The organism is Sphingomonas sp. NFR04, assembly GCF_900114095.1.
Lineage (GTDB): Bacteria > Pseudomonadota > Alphaproteobacteria > Sphingomonadales > Sphingomonadaceae > Sphingomonas.
Genome location: NZ_FORV01000001.1, coordinates 1 through 16,505, shown reverse-complemented (window position 1 = coordinate 16,505; position 16,505 = coordinate 1). Strand labels below are relative to the sequence as shown.

At 64.8% G+C, this 16,505-nt stretch carries 14 protein-coding genes and 3 pseudogenes; 11 read left to right on the top strand and 6 right to left on the bottom strand.

The window, feature by feature from the left end:
- The first annotated feature begins 773 nt into the window (after positions 1-773).
- Together BM009_RS00085 and BM009_RS00080 are read left to right on the top strand one after the other, a co-directional pair.
- Complete coding sequence (locus BM009_RS00085) at positions 774-1,607, top strand: metallophosphoesterase family protein (protein WP_093292552.1); 834 nt, start codon at positions 774-776, stop codon at positions 1,605-1,607.
- Positions 1,608-2,177: 570 nt separating this feature from the next.
- Positions 2,178-2,480 (top strand): putative quinol monooxygenase, encoded by a 303-nt coding sequence (locus BM009_RS00080; RefSeq protein WP_254772087.1) that lies wholly within the window; start codon positions 2,178-2,180, stop codon positions 2,478-2,480.
- A 250-nt stretch (positions 2,481-2,730) separates the two neighbouring features.
- Here BM009_RS00080 and BM009_RS00075 read toward each other — a convergent pair whose 3' ends face one another.
- Positions 2,731-3,435 (bottom strand): alpha/beta fold hydrolase, encoded by a 705-nt coding sequence (locus tag BM009_RS00075; protein WP_093292548.1) that lies wholly within the window; start codon positions 3,433-3,435, stop codon positions 2,731-2,733.
- Positions 3,436-3,753 carry an alpha/beta fold hydrolase gene (locus tag BM009_RS22065; RefSeq protein ID WP_139216496.1) on the bottom strand — a complete coding sequence of 106 codons (318 nt, stop codon included), beginning with the start codon at positions 3,751-3,753 and terminating at the stop codon, positions 3,436-3,438.
- Positions 3,754-4,252: 499 nt separating this feature from the next.
- On the opposite strand from BM009_RS22065, the gene BM009_RS00065 reads away from it, so the two are divergent.
- Positions 4,253-5,008: a histidine phosphatase family protein gene (locus BM009_RS00065; RefSeq protein ID WP_093292544.1), complete on the top strand. Its 756-nt coding sequence runs from the start codon at positions 4,253-4,255 to the stop codon at positions 5,006-5,008.
- Positions 5,005-5,880: an NAD(P)H-hydrate dehydratase gene (locus BM009_RS00060; protein ID WP_093292542.1), complete on the top strand. Its 876-nt coding sequence runs from the start codon at positions 5,005-5,007 to the stop codon at positions 5,878-5,880. Before BM009_RS00065 ends, BM009_RS00060 begins: the two co-directional genes overlap by 4 nt.
- 219 nt (positions 5,881-6,099) lie before the next feature.
- On the opposite strand, the gene BM009_RS22445 is transcribed toward BM009_RS00060, so the two are convergent.
- The gene (locus BM009_RS22445; protein WP_175487838.1) at positions 6,100-6,252 is read right to left on the bottom strand and encodes a hypothetical protein; all 153 of its coding nucleotides are present in this window, start codon (positions 6,250-6,252) and stop codon (positions 6,100-6,102) included.
- Positions 6,253-6,374: 122 nt separating this feature from the next.
- Here BM009_RS22445 and xth point away from each other — a divergent pair, with 122 nt between their 5' ends.
- Positions 6,375-7,151, top strand: a complete 777-nt coding sequence (xth, locus tag BM009_RS00055) for an exodeoxyribonuclease III (protein WP_093292540.1) — start codon at positions 6,375-6,377, stop codon at positions 7,149-7,151.
- A 6-nt stretch (positions 7,152-7,157) separates the two neighbouring features.
- On the opposite strand, the gene BM009_RS00050 is transcribed toward xth, so the two are convergent.
- Together BM009_RS00050 and BM009_RS00045 are read right to left on the bottom strand one after the other, a co-directional pair.
- Complete coding sequence (locus tag BM009_RS00050) at positions 7,158-9,074, bottom strand: hybrid sensor histidine kinase/response regulator (RefSeq protein ID WP_254772086.1); 1,917 nt, start codon at positions 9,072-9,074, stop codon at positions 7,158-7,160.
- Positions 9,075-9,187: 113 nt separating this feature from the next.
- Positions 9,188-9,778, bottom strand: a complete 591-nt coding sequence (locus tag BM009_RS00045; RefSeq protein ID WP_093292538.1) for a PAS domain-containing protein — start codon at positions 9,776-9,778, stop codon at positions 9,188-9,190.
- Positions 9,779-10,383: 605 nt separating this feature from the next.
- Between BM009_RS00045 and BM009_RS00035 the strand changes: the two are divergent.
- Both BM009_RS00035 and BM009_RS00030 read left to right on the top strand, forming a co-directional pair.
- A pseudogene (locus BM009_RS00035) lies at positions 10,384-11,049 on the top strand (HAD family hydrolase).
- A gap of 57 nt (positions 11,050-11,106) precedes the next feature.
- Positions 11,107-11,931 (top strand): SirB1 family protein, encoded by an 825-nt coding sequence (locus BM009_RS00030; protein ID WP_254772085.1) that lies wholly within the window; start codon positions 11,107-11,109, stop codon positions 11,929-11,931.
- Positions 11,932-12,095: 164 nt separating this feature from the next.
- On the opposite strand, the pseudogene BM009_RS00025 reads toward BM009_RS00030, so the two are convergent.
- Positions 12,096-12,315 (bottom strand): annotated as a pseudogene (locus tag BM009_RS00025) (transposase); the annotation flags it as partial.
- Positions 12,316-12,797: 482 nt separating this feature from the next.
- On the opposite strand from BM009_RS00025, the gene BM009_RS00020 reads away from it, so the two are divergent.
- From BM009_RS00020 to BM009_RS00005, 4 genes and pseudogenes are all read left to right on the top strand, one after another.
- Positions 12,798-13,631, top strand: a complete 834-nt coding sequence (locus BM009_RS00020) for a chromate resistance protein ChrB domain-containing protein (protein ID WP_093292530.1) — start codon at positions 12,798-12,800, stop codon at positions 13,629-13,631.
- Positions 13,628-15,031 (top strand): chromate efflux transporter, encoded by a 1,404-nt coding sequence (chrA, locus tag BM009_RS00015; RefSeq protein ID WP_093292528.1) that lies wholly within the window; start codon positions 13,628-13,630, stop codon positions 15,029-15,031. Before BM009_RS00020 ends, chrA begins: the two co-directional genes overlap by 4 nt.
- Before the next feature lie 166 nt (positions 15,032-15,197).
- Complete coding sequence (locus tag BM009_RS00010; RefSeq protein ID WP_093292526.1) at positions 15,198-15,764, top strand: superoxide dismutase; 567 nt, start codon at positions 15,198-15,200, stop codon at positions 15,762-15,764.
- Between the two features lie 465 nt (positions 15,765-16,229).
- A pseudogene (locus tag BM009_RS00005) lies at positions 16,230-16,478 on the top strand (transposase); the annotation flags it as partial.
- Positions 16,479-16,505: the final 27 nt, after the last annotated feature.

Below are 16,505 nucleotides of genomic sequence, written 5' to 3'. Positions count from 1 at the left end.
CCTATCGCCATCAAGAGCATCGGCGGGCCTGCCTCGATCATCATGTTGTTGCCCGCACCCCGCCCGGTACGCACCCCTGCGGGAGTCTCCAGACAGGTATCGCCTTCAACCGCGAAGAAGGCCTCAGGACCAGAGTGGACGTGTAACGGCGCAGTCGTGCCAGGGTTGAAGACGGATCGAATATATTCCGCAGTATAGGCGGATGCTGGCCCGGTCGGGAGCGGCCCAACGGTGGAGACGTGCTTGCCGCCACGAGCATGCCAACCTCGTGTTGCGATGGTGAAAAGCCAGATTGAGCCAAACGCCTCCGCAACAACGCTCGCCGGCGCAGCAGCTCGCTCGGCAGCGGCTCTCGACGGAAATCGGTCGAGATACCAGTATATCTTGCCAGGAGGCAAAGTTGGCAGGGCGGTTCGAGCAAGCAAGCAGGCCGGGCCTGCAACCTCGACTGGTCCACACGGGCGAGTAGTCGCTTGAGCAAGCACTGCAGAGGGCCACCCCCCTGCTACAGCAAAAAAGAGGCCCCAGAGCACCTTTCGCATGAAGCTTTCCCATCTGGATAGCGGGACTTCAGCATGTCCGTTTTTGGAATCCAGGACAAGTGGCGCCTGCACGGCAACTTATAGGATCCAGACCCATCAAGCAAAATCCTGGGCGGCTGCGCGCCCACTTCCTGCCGCTCAGAGGCTCCGTAGCGCTCCCTAAAAGCGGTCATAAGGAGCCCTCCGTCGGACGACGTGAAACCCCCTTTGCCATATCGCCGTTGAGCGGCGATGGCAGCTATTGCACATCTTTCGGATATCCACTTCGGAGCCAACGACCCCAAGATTGTAGCCGCGACCGAGGCTTGGCTGCAGGCGCGCCAGCCTGATCTGGTGATCATAAGCGGAGACTTCACGCAGCGTGCGCGCGTCAGCCAGTTTCGTCAGGCCGCCGCTTATGTGAATCGCCTTCGCGCAGCCGGCCACAACCTGTTGGTGGTACCCGGAAACCATGATGTACCGCTCTATGACGTCGTTCGGCGGTTTGCGGCACCGCTTCAGCGGTACAAGCGCTACATCTCAAACGATCTTTGCCCGTGGTTTGAGAATGACGAGATCAGCGTCCTCGGGATCAACACCGCCCGTTCGCTTACGATCAAAGACGGTCGCATCAATCGCGAGCAGATCGCCTTGATGAAAGGGCGCTTCGCGGCGGTCAGCTCAAGCAAAACGAAGATTCTGGTCACCCACCACCCGCTCTTCTCGATGCCGATCGGCGCCGGCGGCGAACTAAGCGAAGCGGTCGGTCGACATGATGAGGCAGTCAAGGGCGCGTGCGAAGCCGGGGTGCACATAGCCCTCGCGGGGCACTTCCACAGGACCTATGCCGAGTCCGCGCGGAAGATGGCTGAGAAGGCGGGCTCCGCGATCATCATCCAGGCAGGGACCGCTACCTCGACCAGGCTACGAAATGCGGAGCCGCAGAGCTTCAATTGGCTTGAAGTAGCCAGCCATGACCGCTTCAGCCTCCAAGTGATCGCGTGGGGCGGCACGTCTTTCCTCGAAGGCAGCAAGGTTGCCTTCACGTACGACGGTGGGGAGTGGCAATCCCGTAAGGACCTCTGATCACCCGCGGGCTCTCGCCGCAGGGGGTGCGGCTCTACGCCTGCGTTTGCGTGTGAGAAGGCCGTGATGCCGGTCGGATAACGAAGATGCGCGCGGACGTTACCCGTCGGCGGGCCTGGGTCGCTGGACAGTTTGCCACCTCCGCCAGGAGTGGGGGATCTCGGAGGTGGCGAGAACCTGTTTAGGGGCTCGATCTTAACGAACTTCCCCGCGGCGTATTCGGGTTGTTCCGCGCGCGCAGGGTGGCGGCGGGCCCTCGATGTCATCAGTAGTGTGAACAGGCCAAGCCGGCGAGCGGAGGGTGCTAGGCAGCTGCGCACCCACTTTCGGCCGTTGATCGGCATAGGCGTCCCCTCCCAGAACGCGACATAAGCTAGCGGCGCTCGATCGTCGGCGCCCCAGGCAAGAGGTGGAGGTAACTGCCGCTGGCGTGCGCCCAGAATTTCGCCTTTCCAACGTTCAACACATGGGTACGGTGAACAAATGGATCTTGAGCGACGCGCATTTTTGGCCGGGACAGCGGCCGTTACGATCGCTGGGCAGGCAATAGCAATGGAAAAGGGGCAAACCATGTACGGCCTAATCGGCAAGATGACGGCGCAGCCAGGCAAACGTGAAGCTCTCACCGCGATTCTCGTGAAAGGGGTAAGCGGGATGCCCGGTTGCTTGAGCTATGTTGTTGCCAACGACCCCCAACTCCCGGAGGTAATTTGGATAACCGAGGTGTGGGAGTCCAAAGAGGCCCACATGGCGTCGCTATCACTCCCCTCTGTCCGCGGTGCAATCGCGAAAGGTCGTCCTCTGATTGCCGGGATGGAGCGGATCGCTGAAACCGCGCCAGTTGGTGGTTCCGGGCTCTCCTCCGGACACTAACCGTGCGCCAATGAGGCTGGTATCGAGATCCCGCAAGGGCTGAGCCCGTTAAGCCTGGAGCACGAATGGCTTAAGGAGAGCTTGGTTGACGAGGAAGGCTGCTGCGCGCCCAGTTTCGGACATTCAGAGGGCCGATCGGCCTTCCTGAAAGCGGACGCAACACGCATTGCAACCGCACCGATTGCGAGACCCATCGTGATCATCGACATCCCCGCTCGAAGAAGCCGCGATGGTCGTGTTCTGTGTTAGCTTATGCAGCCCGCCAGGCGTCGGCTATCGCAGTCACGACCTGCTCAGGAACCTCGTAATGAAATAGGTGTCCTTGCTCGGGCACGATCCGCAACTCAGCGCCTTTGACCTCGCCGACAAGCCTCTCGCCGTGCTTACCGACGTGCGCGATGAGATCGCCCTGTCCGGCCATGATGATCACCGGAAGGTCGAACTCGCCGTACCGCTTGCTCAGCGCGATCGCACCCGGGATCATCATCGCGGTGTCGGCAGCCGTCGCGCGCACCTGTGACGGACGTAACGCCATGGCTTTCGGGAAGGACGCGAACTTTTCCGAGATCTGGGCGGGTGCGAAGCTCGCCTTGACCGCTGCCGGTCCGATCAGGAGGCCGGTCAGCGGTGCTGTTGTGTTGGCGATTAGATCTCCCAGCAGCGGAATGGCTGGGATAGAAGACGGAAGGACGTCCGGGCGCGCGGAACCGTAATAGTAGCCCGACAGCAGCACCAAACCGGCGGTCGCCTCACGATGATCAAGCCCCATCGCCAGTGCGACCAGCGTCCCCCAGCTGTGACCCACGACGATTGCCGGCCCCACACCGATCTGCTTAAGTGCTTTCGCGATCAGATCGGCCTGCGCTGCCGCGGTCCAAACTTTTGAGCGCGGACGATCGCTGTAGCCGAAGCCAGCCCGATCGAAGGCGATGACGCGGTGATGCTCCGCGGCCAGTTAGAGCACACCGCTTACCTCGAAGTCCTGCAGCATCACGCCGTTGCCGTGGAGAAGCACCACGGCCGGGCCCTCACCACGATCCACATAGTGGAGCGTCACGCCATCGACCTCGACGAAATGGCCCGTCGGCGGGCAATCCGCTTCAGCACGTTTCGTGCTCGCGCGATTGAACAGGGCGAGTGCCGCTAGCGCTGCTGCGCCAGAGCCGCCAGCAAGCCACCCCTTATTGTGCTTGATGGTGGCGGGCCAGGACGCCTTGGAAGACGCGGGCTGCTCAGCATGTTGGTGAGACTTCTCGTTCGGCTTCTGTGTCATCTTGGGTCAACCATTGTGCATTGCACAAAGTTGCGCCGAGCTTCCGCGATGAAGCGAGGATCTCGCGTCGCAAGCGCAGCACCACCTCAGTGATTGAGGTTTGACGTCCGGGTTGTTCCAACCGCCATACAATCCGGGCTGTCGGCGATGCAGAGAGCGGCAGCTATTGCCTTACCAGTGGCGGGTAGCCGCCTGTCGGCTTTGTCGCACGAACGGCCGGCGGCGGATTTGGATCACGGCTGATCGAGCGTGCCTTGTCGGCGGAGTTGCGCGGCTCCGTTCGGATCGAATTTCGTCCCACGGGTCTCGTCTGCGAGATCGATGCGCCGGTGCCGCAATCCTAGCGAAGCCGCCTAGTCACCGGCACCGATTTTGGCGCACCCCGTGCTAGACGAAGGCACCAGGGCTGACTGGTGCCCGCCATTGGGTCGGCAAGGATTGGCTGGATCTTCGGTGAGTATCGAAGGGAACCGCTCTTGTCGTGCTGCATTGATCTTCAATGATCTCAGGGGCTTCCCGCTGGCCGCGCCGTTTGTGGCTGATCCGCCATGGCCAAAGCGCCGGCAACGTCGCCAGAGACGCAGCCCACGCCGCAGGCGCGGAGCGGATCGCGCTTGATCAGCGGGACGTGGATGTGCCGCTATCGCCGCTGGGCGAGCGGCAGGCGGTAGCGCTCGGGCGGTGGTTTGCCGCGGGGGAGGGGAATGGCAGGCCGGCCGTGATCCTTTGCAGCCCCTATGCGCGCGCCCATGCGACAGCGCGACTGCTCCGCGATGCGGGGGGTGCCCTGCCGGACGCCATGCTGTGCAGCGACGAGCGGCTGCGGGAGAAGGAATTCGGGATTCTGGATGGGCTCACCACCGCAGGAATCGCGGCGCAGATGCCCCAGCAGGCCGAATTTCGGCGCCTGCTGGGCAAGTTCTATCATCGTCCGCCCGGCGGGGAGAGCTGGTGCGACGTGATCCTGCGGCTCCGCTCGCTGCTCGACACCGTGTCGCTGCACTATGCGGGCAAGCCCGTCATGATCGTGGCGCACCAGGTCGTGGTGCTGTGCATGCGCTACATTCTCGAAGGCATGAGCGAGGCGGAGATACTGGCGATCGATCGGGAGGGAGACGTCGCCAACTGCTCGGTCACCGAATATGCCTGCGGCCCGCGTGGACTCGAGCTGGTGCGCTACAATGTCGTCACGCCGATGGAAGCGGATGCTGCGGTTACCGCAGCGCCCGACGCCATGGTGGGAGCACGCGGATGATCGCGCTGGACCGGGCCTGGCTCGCCGCCAACCCGCTGCCGCCCTGCGACGTTGCAACCGACAAGAATGCGCGCGGCAGGGTGCTGGTCGCTGGCGGATCGGAACGCGTGCCGGGTGCCTTGCGGCTGACGGGCGAAGCGGCGCTGCGAACCGGCGCCGGCAAGGTCCAGCTCGCCACCGTGGAGCGGGCGGCGCTGGCCCTCGGCGTGGCCATGCCGGAAGCGGCGCTGTTCGGACTGCCCGCGAACGGCGCGGGCGAACTGGGTAGCGAGGCAGGGCATGCGCTAGCTGCCTTGCTGGAACGGTGCGACGCGCTCGTGTTGGGGCCGGGGATGGGCATCGACGCCGATGCTGCGCCGCTGCTCGATGCTATACTGGCCGGGGGGGGGGACGGGATCGCGCTGTTGCTCGACGCCGCGATACTGGCGGTGGTCAGCAGCCGGCCCGAGGCGATCATCGCCCGGAGCGGCGCCACCGTGCTGACACCGCATCCCGGCGAGATGGCTAAGATGATGGACGAGGATCCCGAGCGGATCGTTCGGGAGGCTGCAGCGGTCGCGTGCGAAGCTGCCGCGCGGTTCGGCGCGGTGGTGGCGCTAAAGGGTCCGGAGACGTATGTCGCGACGCCCGAGGGTATCGTGCTGCACTATACCGGCGGCGGGCCGGGCCTGGCCACAGGCGGATCGGGTGACGTGCTGGCCGGCGCGATCGGCGGCCTGTTGGCGCGGGGCGCGGCGCCGCTGGTCGCGATCGGCTGGGGCGTGTGGCTGCACGGCGAAGCGGGCCGGCGGCTCGCCGAGCGGATGGGGACGATCGGCTTCCTGGGACGGGAACTGGCACCCGAGATCCCGGCGCTGATGGAGTCGGTCTAGCGCGCGCCGCTCTATCGCCGCAGCGTGTACAGATAGGCGGCGATGTCTCGCGCGCATCCAGCGCTCCACATTGGCCGAGCGTTCGGCAAGATGCCGGCGATGAAGATGCCGGGGACGGGGTGGCAGGCGCCGCAATGGTATCGCTCGTCGTGGCCTTGCCGGCGCGTACGCTGCCGCCGACGGCCGCAATAATGGCGACGATTCCCGGGAAGTACCGGCTCAGCGGCTTCCCCGATTTCGACTGGATCTCGACCAGATCGCCGCGGTCGAACACGAGCTCGCGGAGCCGTGCCATTTGGGCTGGAACTGCCAGCCGGGCTCCTCGGGCAGCGTCGCGACCAGCTTGGCCTCCATCGGCGACAGGTCGGGCATGGCCAGAATGCTCCCTTGCGCAGCCGCGCGAAGACCGAAGGCGCGGTGTCCCACCCGATTAGGGAGCGGATTACGGCCGCGCTCGTTCCGCAAGTCGGTGAGGCAGTGGGAGCGAAGCGCGGGTGAAGATCGCTACCTACAATGTGAACGGCGTGAACGGCCGCTTGCCGGTGCTGCTGCGCTGGCTGGAGGAAGAGGCGCCCGACATCGTCTGCCTGCAGGAGTTAAAGGCACCGCAGGAGAAATTCCCCGAGGCCCCGATCAGAGACCTCGGCTATGACGCGCTCTGGCATGGCCAGAAAAGCTGGAACGGCGTCGCGCTGCTCAGCCGGGTGGGCGAGATCCACGAAACGCGGCGCGGGCTGCCGGACGATCCCGATCCGGCGCAGAGCCGCTATATCGAGGCGGCGGTCAATGGGATCCTCATCGGTGCCCTCTACCTGCCCAATGGCAATCCCCGGCCGGGCCCCAAGTTCGATTACAAGCTCGCCTGGTTCGAGCGCCTGATCGATCATGCCGCCACGCTGATGGAAAGCGGGCTTCCCGTGGTGCTCGCCGGCGACTTCAACGTGATGCCGACCGAGCGTGACGTCTACAAGCCGGAGCGCTGGCTGGATGACGCGCTGTTCGCGCCCGAGGTGCGGGCGCTCTTTGCCCGGTTGCTCGCGCAGGGGTGGACCGACGCCCTGCGCAGCCTGTATCCCGAAGCAACTCTCTACACCTTCTGGGACTATTTCCGGAACGCCTTCGCGCGAAACGCGGGACTGCGCATCGACCATCTGCTGCTGAGCACCGTGCTCGCCGGCCGGCTCGCAGACGCGGGCGTGGATCGGCAGGTGCGGGGCTGGGAAAAGTCCAGCGATCACGCCCCGACCTGGATCCGGCTCCGCGACGGCTGACCTTCGTCAGCCGTCGCTTTCGGCCCTGTGCACCAGTTCGGTGATGCTCGCCGCCAGCGTTTCCAGCCTGTAGGGCTTGCGGAGGATCGGAAATTCGCGCTCGTCGCGCGGGATGAACTGCTTGCTGCTATAGCCGCTGGCCAGCAGTACCGGCATGTCCCCGTAGCCTTCTCGCACCGCGCTGGCGAGCTCCAGCCCGCTCATCCCCGGCATCACGATGTCCGAAAACACCAGGTCGACCGGTTCCTCGCGCAACAGCGCGAGCGCTTCCTCGCCGTCGGCCGCTTCGAACACCGTGCAGCCCAGATCGTCGAGCAACTGGTTCGCGAAGTACCGGACATGCTCGCTGTCCTCCACCAGCAGGACCCGAAGCCCTTCGGGTAGCGCGATCTGCGCGTCGGGCGCCGCCTCGCGCTGCAGCGGCTTGAAACTGCGCGGGATCCACAGCTCTACCCGGGTGCCCTTGCCCAACTCGGATTCGATCCGCGCGGTGCCGCCCGATTGCACCGCATAGCCATGGATCTGCGACAGCCCCAGGCCGGTGCCCTTGCCGGTCGGTTTGGTGGTGAAAAAGGGTTCGAACACGCGCTTCAGAGTCTCGGGCGGGATGCCTTCGCCGGTGTCCTCCACCGACAGCAGCACGCCGTCGCCCTCGGGGCGCGGCATGTTGCGCGTCGCGATGGTGATCCGCCCGCCCATCGGCATGGCGTCGCGCGCATTGAGTACAGCGTTGAGCAGCGCCGCCTCGAGCCCGGTGGGATCGATCTCCACCGGCCACAGGGCCGGCGTCAGGTCGAGGCGCAGTTCGTACGGGCTGCCGAGCGTCCGCTGGAGCATCTCGCTCAGCGCATCCAGCCGGACGCTGAGATCGATAACCTCGGGCTCCAGTGGCTGGCGTCGCGCGAAGGCGAGCAGTTGCGAGGTGAGGCTGGTCGCGCGCTCGGCGGTCTCCAACATGACGCTGAGATAGCGCGTGCGCTTTTCCAGCGGCATCTCGGGCTGCTTCAGCATGAAGTCCGCCGACCCGCGCATCACGGTCATCAGGTTGTTGAAGTCATGCGCGATTCCTCCCGCCAGCTCGCCCAACGCCTGCAATTTCTGCGACTGCAGCAACGCTTCCTGGGTGCGGCGGAGTTCCTCTTCGGCCTGCTTCCGCTCGCTGACGTCGCGGGTGATCTTGGCGAAGCCGACATGCGCGCCGGCCTCGTCGTAGATCGGGTCGATCAGCACATGCGCCCAGAACAGGGAGCCGTCTTTGCGGACGCGCTGCGCCTCGGCCTCGAACTTGCCTTCCGCCAGCGCGGTTCGAAGGGCGATTTCCGGTATACCGCGCGCGCGGTCCGCGGGGGTATAGAATAGCGAGAAATGCTGCCCGAGCACCTCGCTTTCGGCATAGCCCTTGATCGCCTGCGCCCCGGAATTCCAGCTGGTGATCCGCCCGTACGTGTCGAGCATGTAGATCGCATAGTCGCGCACGCCCTGGACCAGCAGCTTCAGCTGCAGCGCGCTTTCATAGGTCGCCTGTTCTAGCCGTCGCTTTTCAGTGATGTCACGGGTGATCTTGGCGAAGCCGAGCAGCGTGCCGTCCTCGCTGCGGATCGCGTCGAGGATCGCGTGGGCCCAGAAGCGGCTGCCGTCCTTTCGAATACGCCAGCCTTCGGCTTCGAAGCGGCCCTCGCGCGCTGCGGTGGCGAGGGCGCGGGCCGGCAATGCCGACGCCTGATCCTCGGCCGAGAAGAAGCGGGCGAAATGCTCGCCCACGATCTCTGGCGCCGTATAGCCTTTGAAGCGTGCCGCCCCGCTGTTCCAGGTGACGATCCTGCCCTCGGGATCGAGCATGTACAGGGCGTAATCGGTGACCGCATCCACAAGCAGCTGGAAGATGTCTGCTGAGGGGTGCGACTTGGCATCGGCTGCGTGCAAAACCTGATCCTGTGCAAAGTCCCCCCGGACTCACTACGGACCAAAGTCTGTATCGCCATCGGTGCTGCATGCAACAGGTTCATTTTTCAGGATAGATGCAGAAGGGTGGGCGATTAGAGCCCTGCCTCGATCGCCAGGCGCATCGCTTCGCCGGACGTTGATACTCCTAGTCGACGCACCAGGGCGCTCCGGTGCATCTTGATCGTCTTTTCCGCCAGGCCGAGCTCCGCACCGATCTGCCGGCTGCGCAGGCCGCGCGCCATAAGGTGCAGGACTGCCCGCTGCTGGTGGGTGAGGCAGGCGATGCGCCGGGCCGCGTGTGCCTGAACAAGCCCATGGGCGGATGCGCCGACTTCCATCTGCGTACCGAGGAAGAAGAGGACGTCGCCGTCGTCGCCGAGCACGGGTGCGACCATCACCGCGTTGCGGAAGCAGCTGCCATCCTTGCGATAGTTGGTCAGTTCCACGACCTGGGGCGTCGCCGTGGCTATCGCATGGGCAAGCGCGTTCGAATGCATCGGCTCGGTTCCGGGACCGGCGAGAATGCGGCAATTGCGGCCGAGCAACTCCGCTTCGCCATAGCCGGTCAGGCGCTCGAAAGCGGTGTTGGCCGCGACGATCGGATTGTCGGGGCGGCGCGGGTCGGTCACGATCGAGGCAATCGGCGAAAGCCGGATGGAAGCTAATAGGGCGTGTTTGTCCATGCGCGGGTCCAGTCGGCTCCTCCGGCTGAGGGGGGCGATACGGTGATCACCCCCATAACGACTTTCTCCCGGTCCGGCTCCGACGCGACTGAAGGGCGGTGGCGCAGCGGATGTATCCGGCTTGCCGACTTGCGACGCCCCTGCAGCGGGCCGTTGACGGCGCTGCAGCCATGTCGGACCGGCGTCAGGTCGGCTCCCTACAACCGATTGGGATATCTTGAAATTCGTGGCGGGGCGCCGATATTGCCGGTCTTGTTCAACAACAGAAAGGAGGTGGTCGAATGTCTCATTGTCATATGCCGCTGAACACGGATCCTATGAGCATGGCGAACCTCGTCGAGGCTTGCCGCTTCTGACCTCCCGCCTTCAGTGGCAGGCAATGGAAGGGCCGCTCCAGCGATGGGCGGCCCTTCGTGCTTCCGGGTCCCGGCAGCGGGGCGAGGACAGAGCAGTTCGTAGCCGGGCGGCAGGATGGCCGATGCCAGGCAGACGAAAACGGCGCGACGCTGGCTTATGGGAACCTTGGCCGAGCCGATGCGCTCGGTTTGTCTGGCCGCCGCCACCCCGGCGACGCCGGCCCCGTTCCCTTGGCGCGAAGGTGACCCATGCCGATCCAAGCCGTTCTGTTCGATATTGACGGCACCCTTGTCGACAGCAACGACTTCCATGTCGCCGCGTGGCAGGAGGCGTTTGCGACGATCGGTGCGCGCTTCGACGCGCAGGTGATCCACGATCAGATCGGCAAGGGCACCGACATGCTGGTTCCCGCGCTGGTGCCCGACGTCGACTAGGACGGCCAGGAAAAGCTGGGCGAGACCCATGGCGAGATATTCAAGGCCAAGTTCCTGGACAGGGTCGAGCCATTTCCCGGCGCCCGCGAGATGCTTGCGCGGGTGCATGCCGATGGCCGGCGCGTCGTACTGGCGTCATCCGCCTCGAAGGCCGAGCTAGAGCACTATCTTGCGTTGCTCGATGCCCAAGCTCTCGTTTCGAAGACGACCAGCGCCGACGATGTCGAGCGAACCAAGCCCGCCCCGGATATCTTCTCGACCGCACTCGAAAAGGTCGCGCCGCTTGCGGCCGATGCGGTGATGGTCGTCGGGGACACGCCCTATGATGTCGAGGCCGCCGGCAAATGCGGCATTGCCGCGATCGGCCTGCGGTCGGTCGGATTTGCCGACGATGCCTTGCTCGGCGCCGGTGCCGTGGCGCTGTACGACGATGTAGCGCATCTGCTGCGTGAATATGCTCAATCGCCGATCGCCCGCTGATCTGCGAGGTTCGGGCCGCGTGGTGCGGGGAGCGCCTTTGGAAGGAGGGAGATGATCTTGGCCACTTCTGCATCCACCGATGCGATCGTCCAGATCGACCTGATGGAAGACGAGGCGATCGATATCGATGCGGCGGCGCTCCAGCTGGCGGCGCTAGACCATCCCGATACGGACCTGAGCCCCTATGTGGCCCAGCTGAACGCCTTTACCGAAAGCCTGGCAGCGGCCGGCGTGGATGCCGAAACCGTTGAGGAACGTGCGCAGGCGCTTGCCCGCGTCATGGCGGGGACCTTCGGCTTCAGCGGCGACCGGAACCAGTATGACGATCCGGCCAATGCCGATCTCCTCCGCGTGATCGATCGGAGGCGCGGGCTGCCTGTAAGCCTGACCATTCTCTACGCCGCCGCGCCCCGGCGGCTCGGCTGGCGGGTGGATCCGCTGAATACGCCCGGCCATGTGCTCGCCCGCGTCGGCTCGGAGACCGACGCCGTGTTGATCGACCCGTTCAACGATGGCCGCATCGTCGCAGCGGACGAATTGGCCGCCCTGCTTCGCGGCGTGCTGGGGCCGGCTACGGTGCCTACGATCGAGCATGTCACCCCGATGTCGAACCGGTCGGTGCTGGTGCGGCTGCTGATGAACCAGGCGAGCAGGGCGGAAGCTTCGGGCGACGCCGCCCGGGCGTCGACGCTGTACGAGCGCATGACCGTGATCGCACCGGCGCATGGCCAGGGCTGGTGGGAACGCGCCCGTCTGCTGCTGCACGCAGGCGATGTGAGCGGCGCCCGATGCAGCCTGAGCGCCATGCTGGAAATCACCCGCGATCCAGCGCTTCGCACGCATATCTGCTCGGCCTTGGATTCGTTGAGCGGGCGCGATTGAAGCGGCCTACGACAGGGGCCAGTAGCCACGGCCGGGGCTGCGTCCAACTTCGATGCCCGACCGACACCTTGCGACCGAGGCTGTGTAGAAACGCGCCGAAGGGGGAATGCGCGCGGTGGGCTCAGAAGGCCGCGGTTATGGATTACCCGGCCTTCGCGCCGGCCTTCTGGTGCCAATCGACCCGTCAGCCACATCAGTTCGATATTGCGCTGGGCTTCGCGCTCCAGCCGCCGGCTCGACTGGATCCGGTTCAGATAGCCGTGAAGGTAGATCTTGAGCATCGTCGAAGAATGATATGCCGCGCCCGGTATGCGCTGGTGTCGCTCCGGCAAAGCCAACTGCCACCAGATCTAGCTCGTCGACGGATGCCTCCACGACCCGAACCGCTCTCGAACGGCCGTAATTGGGGCGGTAACGGTCGCGCGGAGGAGGGCAGGGGCGCCAGGCAGCAGCGCGCCCAGTTCCGGACGTTCAGGAGGTCAATCGAGCTCCCCAAGAGCAGACGCGAACGTGCGGGCCTTGGTCAGCCCTAACAGCGGCTGAGAGTGGGTGGGCAGCGGACATGATCGCTTTCGCGGAGGAGATAGGCATAGCTGCCGCTGGTGAGCCCCGGCACGGGGGCAGCTCTCGACCATGCTAGGTCATTTACACCCGTGGCTGTAATGTCGGCCAAAGGCAGAAGCCGCCGATCTGCGCGCGTTTGGCGCGATCGCACAATGGCTCGGCAAGACCTAGCTGGCGGCGCGATGTCGCTCTTGGCCTTGACACTCCGCTGGCCAATCTGCTCAATCGCGACATGGGGAATGCGATCTCCCCACGAGGCGTCAGGCTGAAGCATCGTGTCCCCGACTATTAGAGGACGCGTCATGCCTTTTACGAACGCCATCACGGCGGACAAGCTCGTCCGTCTGATCGCCACGCCCCGCAGCCCCGCCATCATCGATATTCGCGGGCCTTCCGACTTCGATGCATTGCCGCAGCTGATCCCCGGCGCGACCCGGCGCAGCCTTGCGCAGCTTGAACACTGGGCTGCTGGAACTCCCGTCCTGCTCGTCTGCAGCGATGGACGGGCCGTGAGCCAGGGGGCAGCGGCGTGGCTGCGGCAGGCGGGCATCGCTGCAGAGGTACTCGAAGGCGGCATGGCCGCTTGGGTCGCCGCAGGCCGGCCTACCATTGATATCGCCGCGCTGCCGAAGCGCGACGCCGTCGGGCGCACGCTCTGGGTTACACGCGCGCGGCCTAAAGTGGATCGGATAGCGTGCCCGTGGCTAATCCGACGCTTCGTCGATCCGCAGGCGCAGTTCCTGTTCGTGCCCGCACCGGATGTACTCGACGTCGCCGAGCGCATGGCCGCGACGCCGTTCGACATCCAGGCGGAAGGCCTACGATGGACGCATCAAGGCGAACGCTGCACTTTCGACGCGATGATCGAGGGCTTCGGCCTGGCCGGGTTCACGCCGCTCGAACGGCTGGCGACGATTGTCCGCGGTGCCGATACCAACCGTCTTGATTTCGCGCCGGAGGCGGCAGGATTGCTGGCGATCTCGCTGGGTCTATCCCGCGCCTATGCGGACGATCTCGAACAGCTTGAAGCCGGGCTGCTCGTCTATGACGCGCTCTACCGTTGGAGCCGCGACGCAACCAGCGAGACGCATGACTGGGCATCGCACACTCCTTCGACCAAGCGGGTGCCGGCATGAGCTCGGCCGGGGCTTCCGAGGTGGCGGCACGCGGGAGGCCGGAGCCAGTGACGCTCGGACAGGCATTCTGGGTCTGGCTGCGCATTGCGGCGCTTTCGTTCGGCGGTCCCGCTGGCCAGATCGCCGTGATGCACCGCATCCTGGTCGAGGAGAAGCGGTGGATCGGCGAGCATCGCTTCCTCCACGCTCTCAACTACTGCATGTTGCTGCCCGGCCCGGAGGCGCAGCAGCTTGCGACCTATATCGGCTGGCTGCTTCACCGCACGCGCGGGGGCATCGTTGCGGGTGTGCTGTTCATCCTGCCCGGTGTGGTCGCCATCATGGTGCTCTCTTCGATCTACGCGCTCTACGGCCGTGTCGGTATCGTGTCGGCGTTGTTCTTCGGTCTCAAGGCCGCGGTGCTGGCGATCGTGCTGCAGGCCGTGACGCGGATCAGCGCGAGGGCGCTCAAGACTCGGGTGATGCAGGCGCTGGCCGCGATCGCCTTCGTGCTGATCTTCTTTATGGGCGTGCCTTTCCCGCTGATCGTACTGGCGGCAGGACTGATCGGCTTTCTGGGGGGCCGCGCCGGCATGGCCGTGTTCCGCGTTGGCGGGGGGCACGGCACTGGCAAGGGCGCCATCGTCGAAGATGCTGACACTCTGCTTGGCGAAGAGCTGCCGGCGCATGCTTGCATATCGTGGCGCGAAGCTTTGCGGACCGGGGCGATATGGCTCGCGCTCTGGCTGGTGCCGGTGGCGGCATTGCTGGTCGGCCTTGGGCCGGACCATGTCTTCAGCCAGATCGCAACATTCTTCTCCAAGCTGGCGATGGTCACGTTTGGCGGCGCCTATGCCGTACTGGCCTATGTCGCGCAGGCTGCGGTGCAATCCTACCCCTGGCTGCAGCCCGGCGAGATGCTGGACGGACTCGGCATGGCGGAAACGACACCGGGACCGTTGATCATGGTGCTGCAGTTCGTCGGCTTCATGGGGGCCTATCGTGCACCGGGCATGCTCCATCCCCTGCTCGCCGCGAGTCTTGGTGGGTTGATCGCGACCTGGGTGACCTTTGTCCCCTGCTTCCTGTGGATCTTCCTGGGCGCTCCCTTCATCGAGCGGCTGCGCGGCAATGCCGCGGTGGCAGGCGCGCTCTCGGCAATCACGGCGGCCGTGGTTGGCGTGGTACTGAACCTCGCCTTGTGGTTCGCCATCCACACGCTGTTCCTCGAGGCCCGGCCTTTCGCGGCGGGACCTGTCCACCTCGACGTGCCGGTGCTGGCGAGCGTCGATCCTTGGGCGTTGCTCCTGTCTGCTGCAGCCATTCTCGCGATGCTGCGCTTCAAGGTCAGTGCGATCCCGACGCTGGTCGTTGCCGCTGCTGCAGGCGTCCTTCTGCATCTCGCCGGTCTCACCGGCTAGCCTCTTAGTCCAAGGAGTTGATCATGAAGGAAGCCAGCCTCCATCGTCGCCGCCTCCTTGCCGTCGGCGCCTCACTTGGTGTCGGCGCCGTGGCGGGCATTGTCCGCGATGCGGCTGCAGCGCCAACCGCACCCGCTGCGCCGGGCGCAGCTTCTCGCCGCGGCCATTGCCGTTCAATCCGGCGACGATCCCCGGTCTGTCCGAGAAGCTTCTCGTTAGCCACCATGACAACAACTATGTCGGTGCGGTGAAGCGGCTCGGTGCGATCACCGCGCAGTTCGCGAGCCTCGACCCGTCGACGGCACCCGGCTTCGACCTCAACGGGCTGAAGCGTGAGGAGCTGATCGCCTGGAACTCGATGATCCTGCACGAGCTGTATTTCGCGGGCTTCGGCACGGCCACTGCGCCCGCCGCACCGCTTGCGCGGGCGATCGAGCGCGACTTTGGCAGCTTCGATCGCTGGTCGGCGGAGTTTGCCGGAATGGGCAAGGCGCTGGCGGGCGGCTCGGGCTGGGTGCTACTCACCTGGAGCCACCGCGACAACTGCCTGGTCAATCAATGGGCCGCCGATCACACGATGACGCTGGCCGGCGCGACGCCGATCCTCGCGCTCGACATGTACGAGCATGCCTATGCGATCGACTATGGCGCCAAGGCCGGTGCCTATGTCGACGCCTATATGAAGGTGATTGATTGGCGGAATGCGGCTCGTCGATTCAAGAGCTTCGCCTGAGCATAGGGCCGGGTGGCACGGTGCCGCCTGTAATCGCGCCGTCGGAGATGAACAAACGGCAGGTTTTGATTTGACGAATGCGACGCGGAACGACCGGGATTGGGTGGGAGCGGTCGAAACGGCCGGGCCATAGGAGCCAGGCAGCTGCGCGCCTAATAGCGGTCATCGCCGGCCTACAGCCGAGATCCCAAAAGCTGCCACTGGTTTACGACCGCTAAGGGTGGAGGCTGTGTGAAAACTCGGACTATGGCAGCTGATGGGCTATTATGATTCACGCCGGAGGCGGCTTTGATTCTGTTCGTACGCCAGCGACGGCACTGTGATTCAGATGTTGCCAAGCCTGAGTGCGACGAAGCGTTTTCTTACAGCCTCGGTGGTTTGCTGCCGGTCGTTCGGGTTGCGAGTGACGTGCTCCCCTGAAACTCCTCCAGTTTGAGGTAGAGTCCTCGATCAAGGAGGACGAAGATGAAGCGCAGCAGGTTTTCAGAAGAGCAGATCATCGGGATCCTGCGCGAGCAGGAGGCCGGTTCGTCGACGGCAGACGTGTGCCGGAAGCACGGTGTAAGCAGCGCGACGTTCTACAAGTGGAAGGCGACGTACGGGGGCATGGATGTGTCGCAGGCGCGCAAGTTGAAGGTACTCGAGGACGAGAACGCGCGGCTGAAACGGCTGCTGGCCGATGCGATGCTCGACAATGCGGTGCTGAAGGAAGTTGCCGCAAAAAACTGGTGAAGCCTGCCG

Bases quoted from the DNA above. Each gene is read 5' to 3' on its own strand.
- BM009_RS00080 (WP_254772087.1), top strand. From the start codon at position 2,178: ATGTACGGCCTAATCGGCAAGATGACGGCGCAGCCAGGCAAACGTGAA.
- BM009_RS00085 (WP_093292552.1), top strand. From the start codon at position 774: ATGGCAGCTATTGCACATCTTTCGGATATCCACTTCGGAGCCAACGAC.
- chrA (WP_093292528.1), top strand. From the start codon at position 13,628: ATGAGCTCGGCCGGGGCTTCCGAGGTGGCGGCACGCGGGAGGCCGGAG.
- BM009_RS22065 (WP_139216496.1), bottom strand. From the start codon at position 3,753: ATGACACAGAAGCCGAACGAGAAGTCTCACCAACATGCTGAGCAGCCC.
- BM009_RS00065 (WP_093292544.1), top strand. From the start codon at position 4,253: ATGATCTCAGGGGCTTCCCGCTGGCCGCGCCGTTTGTGGCTGATCCGC.
- BM009_RS00060 (WP_093292542.1), top strand. From the start codon at position 5,005: ATGATCGCGCTGGACCGGGCCTGGCTCGCCGCCAACCCGCTGCCGCCC.
- BM009_RS00020 (WP_093292530.1), top strand. From the start codon at position 12,798: ATGCCTTTTACGAACGCCATCACGGCGGACAAGCTCGTCCGTCTGATC.
- BM009_RS22445 (WP_175487838.1), bottom strand. From the start codon at position 6,252: ATGCCCGACCTGTCGCCGATGGAGGCCAAGCTGGTCGCGACGCTGCCC.
- BM009_RS00045 (WP_093292538.1), bottom strand. From the start codon at position 9,778: ATGGACAAACACGCCCTATTAGCTTCCATCCGGCTTTCGCCGATTGCC.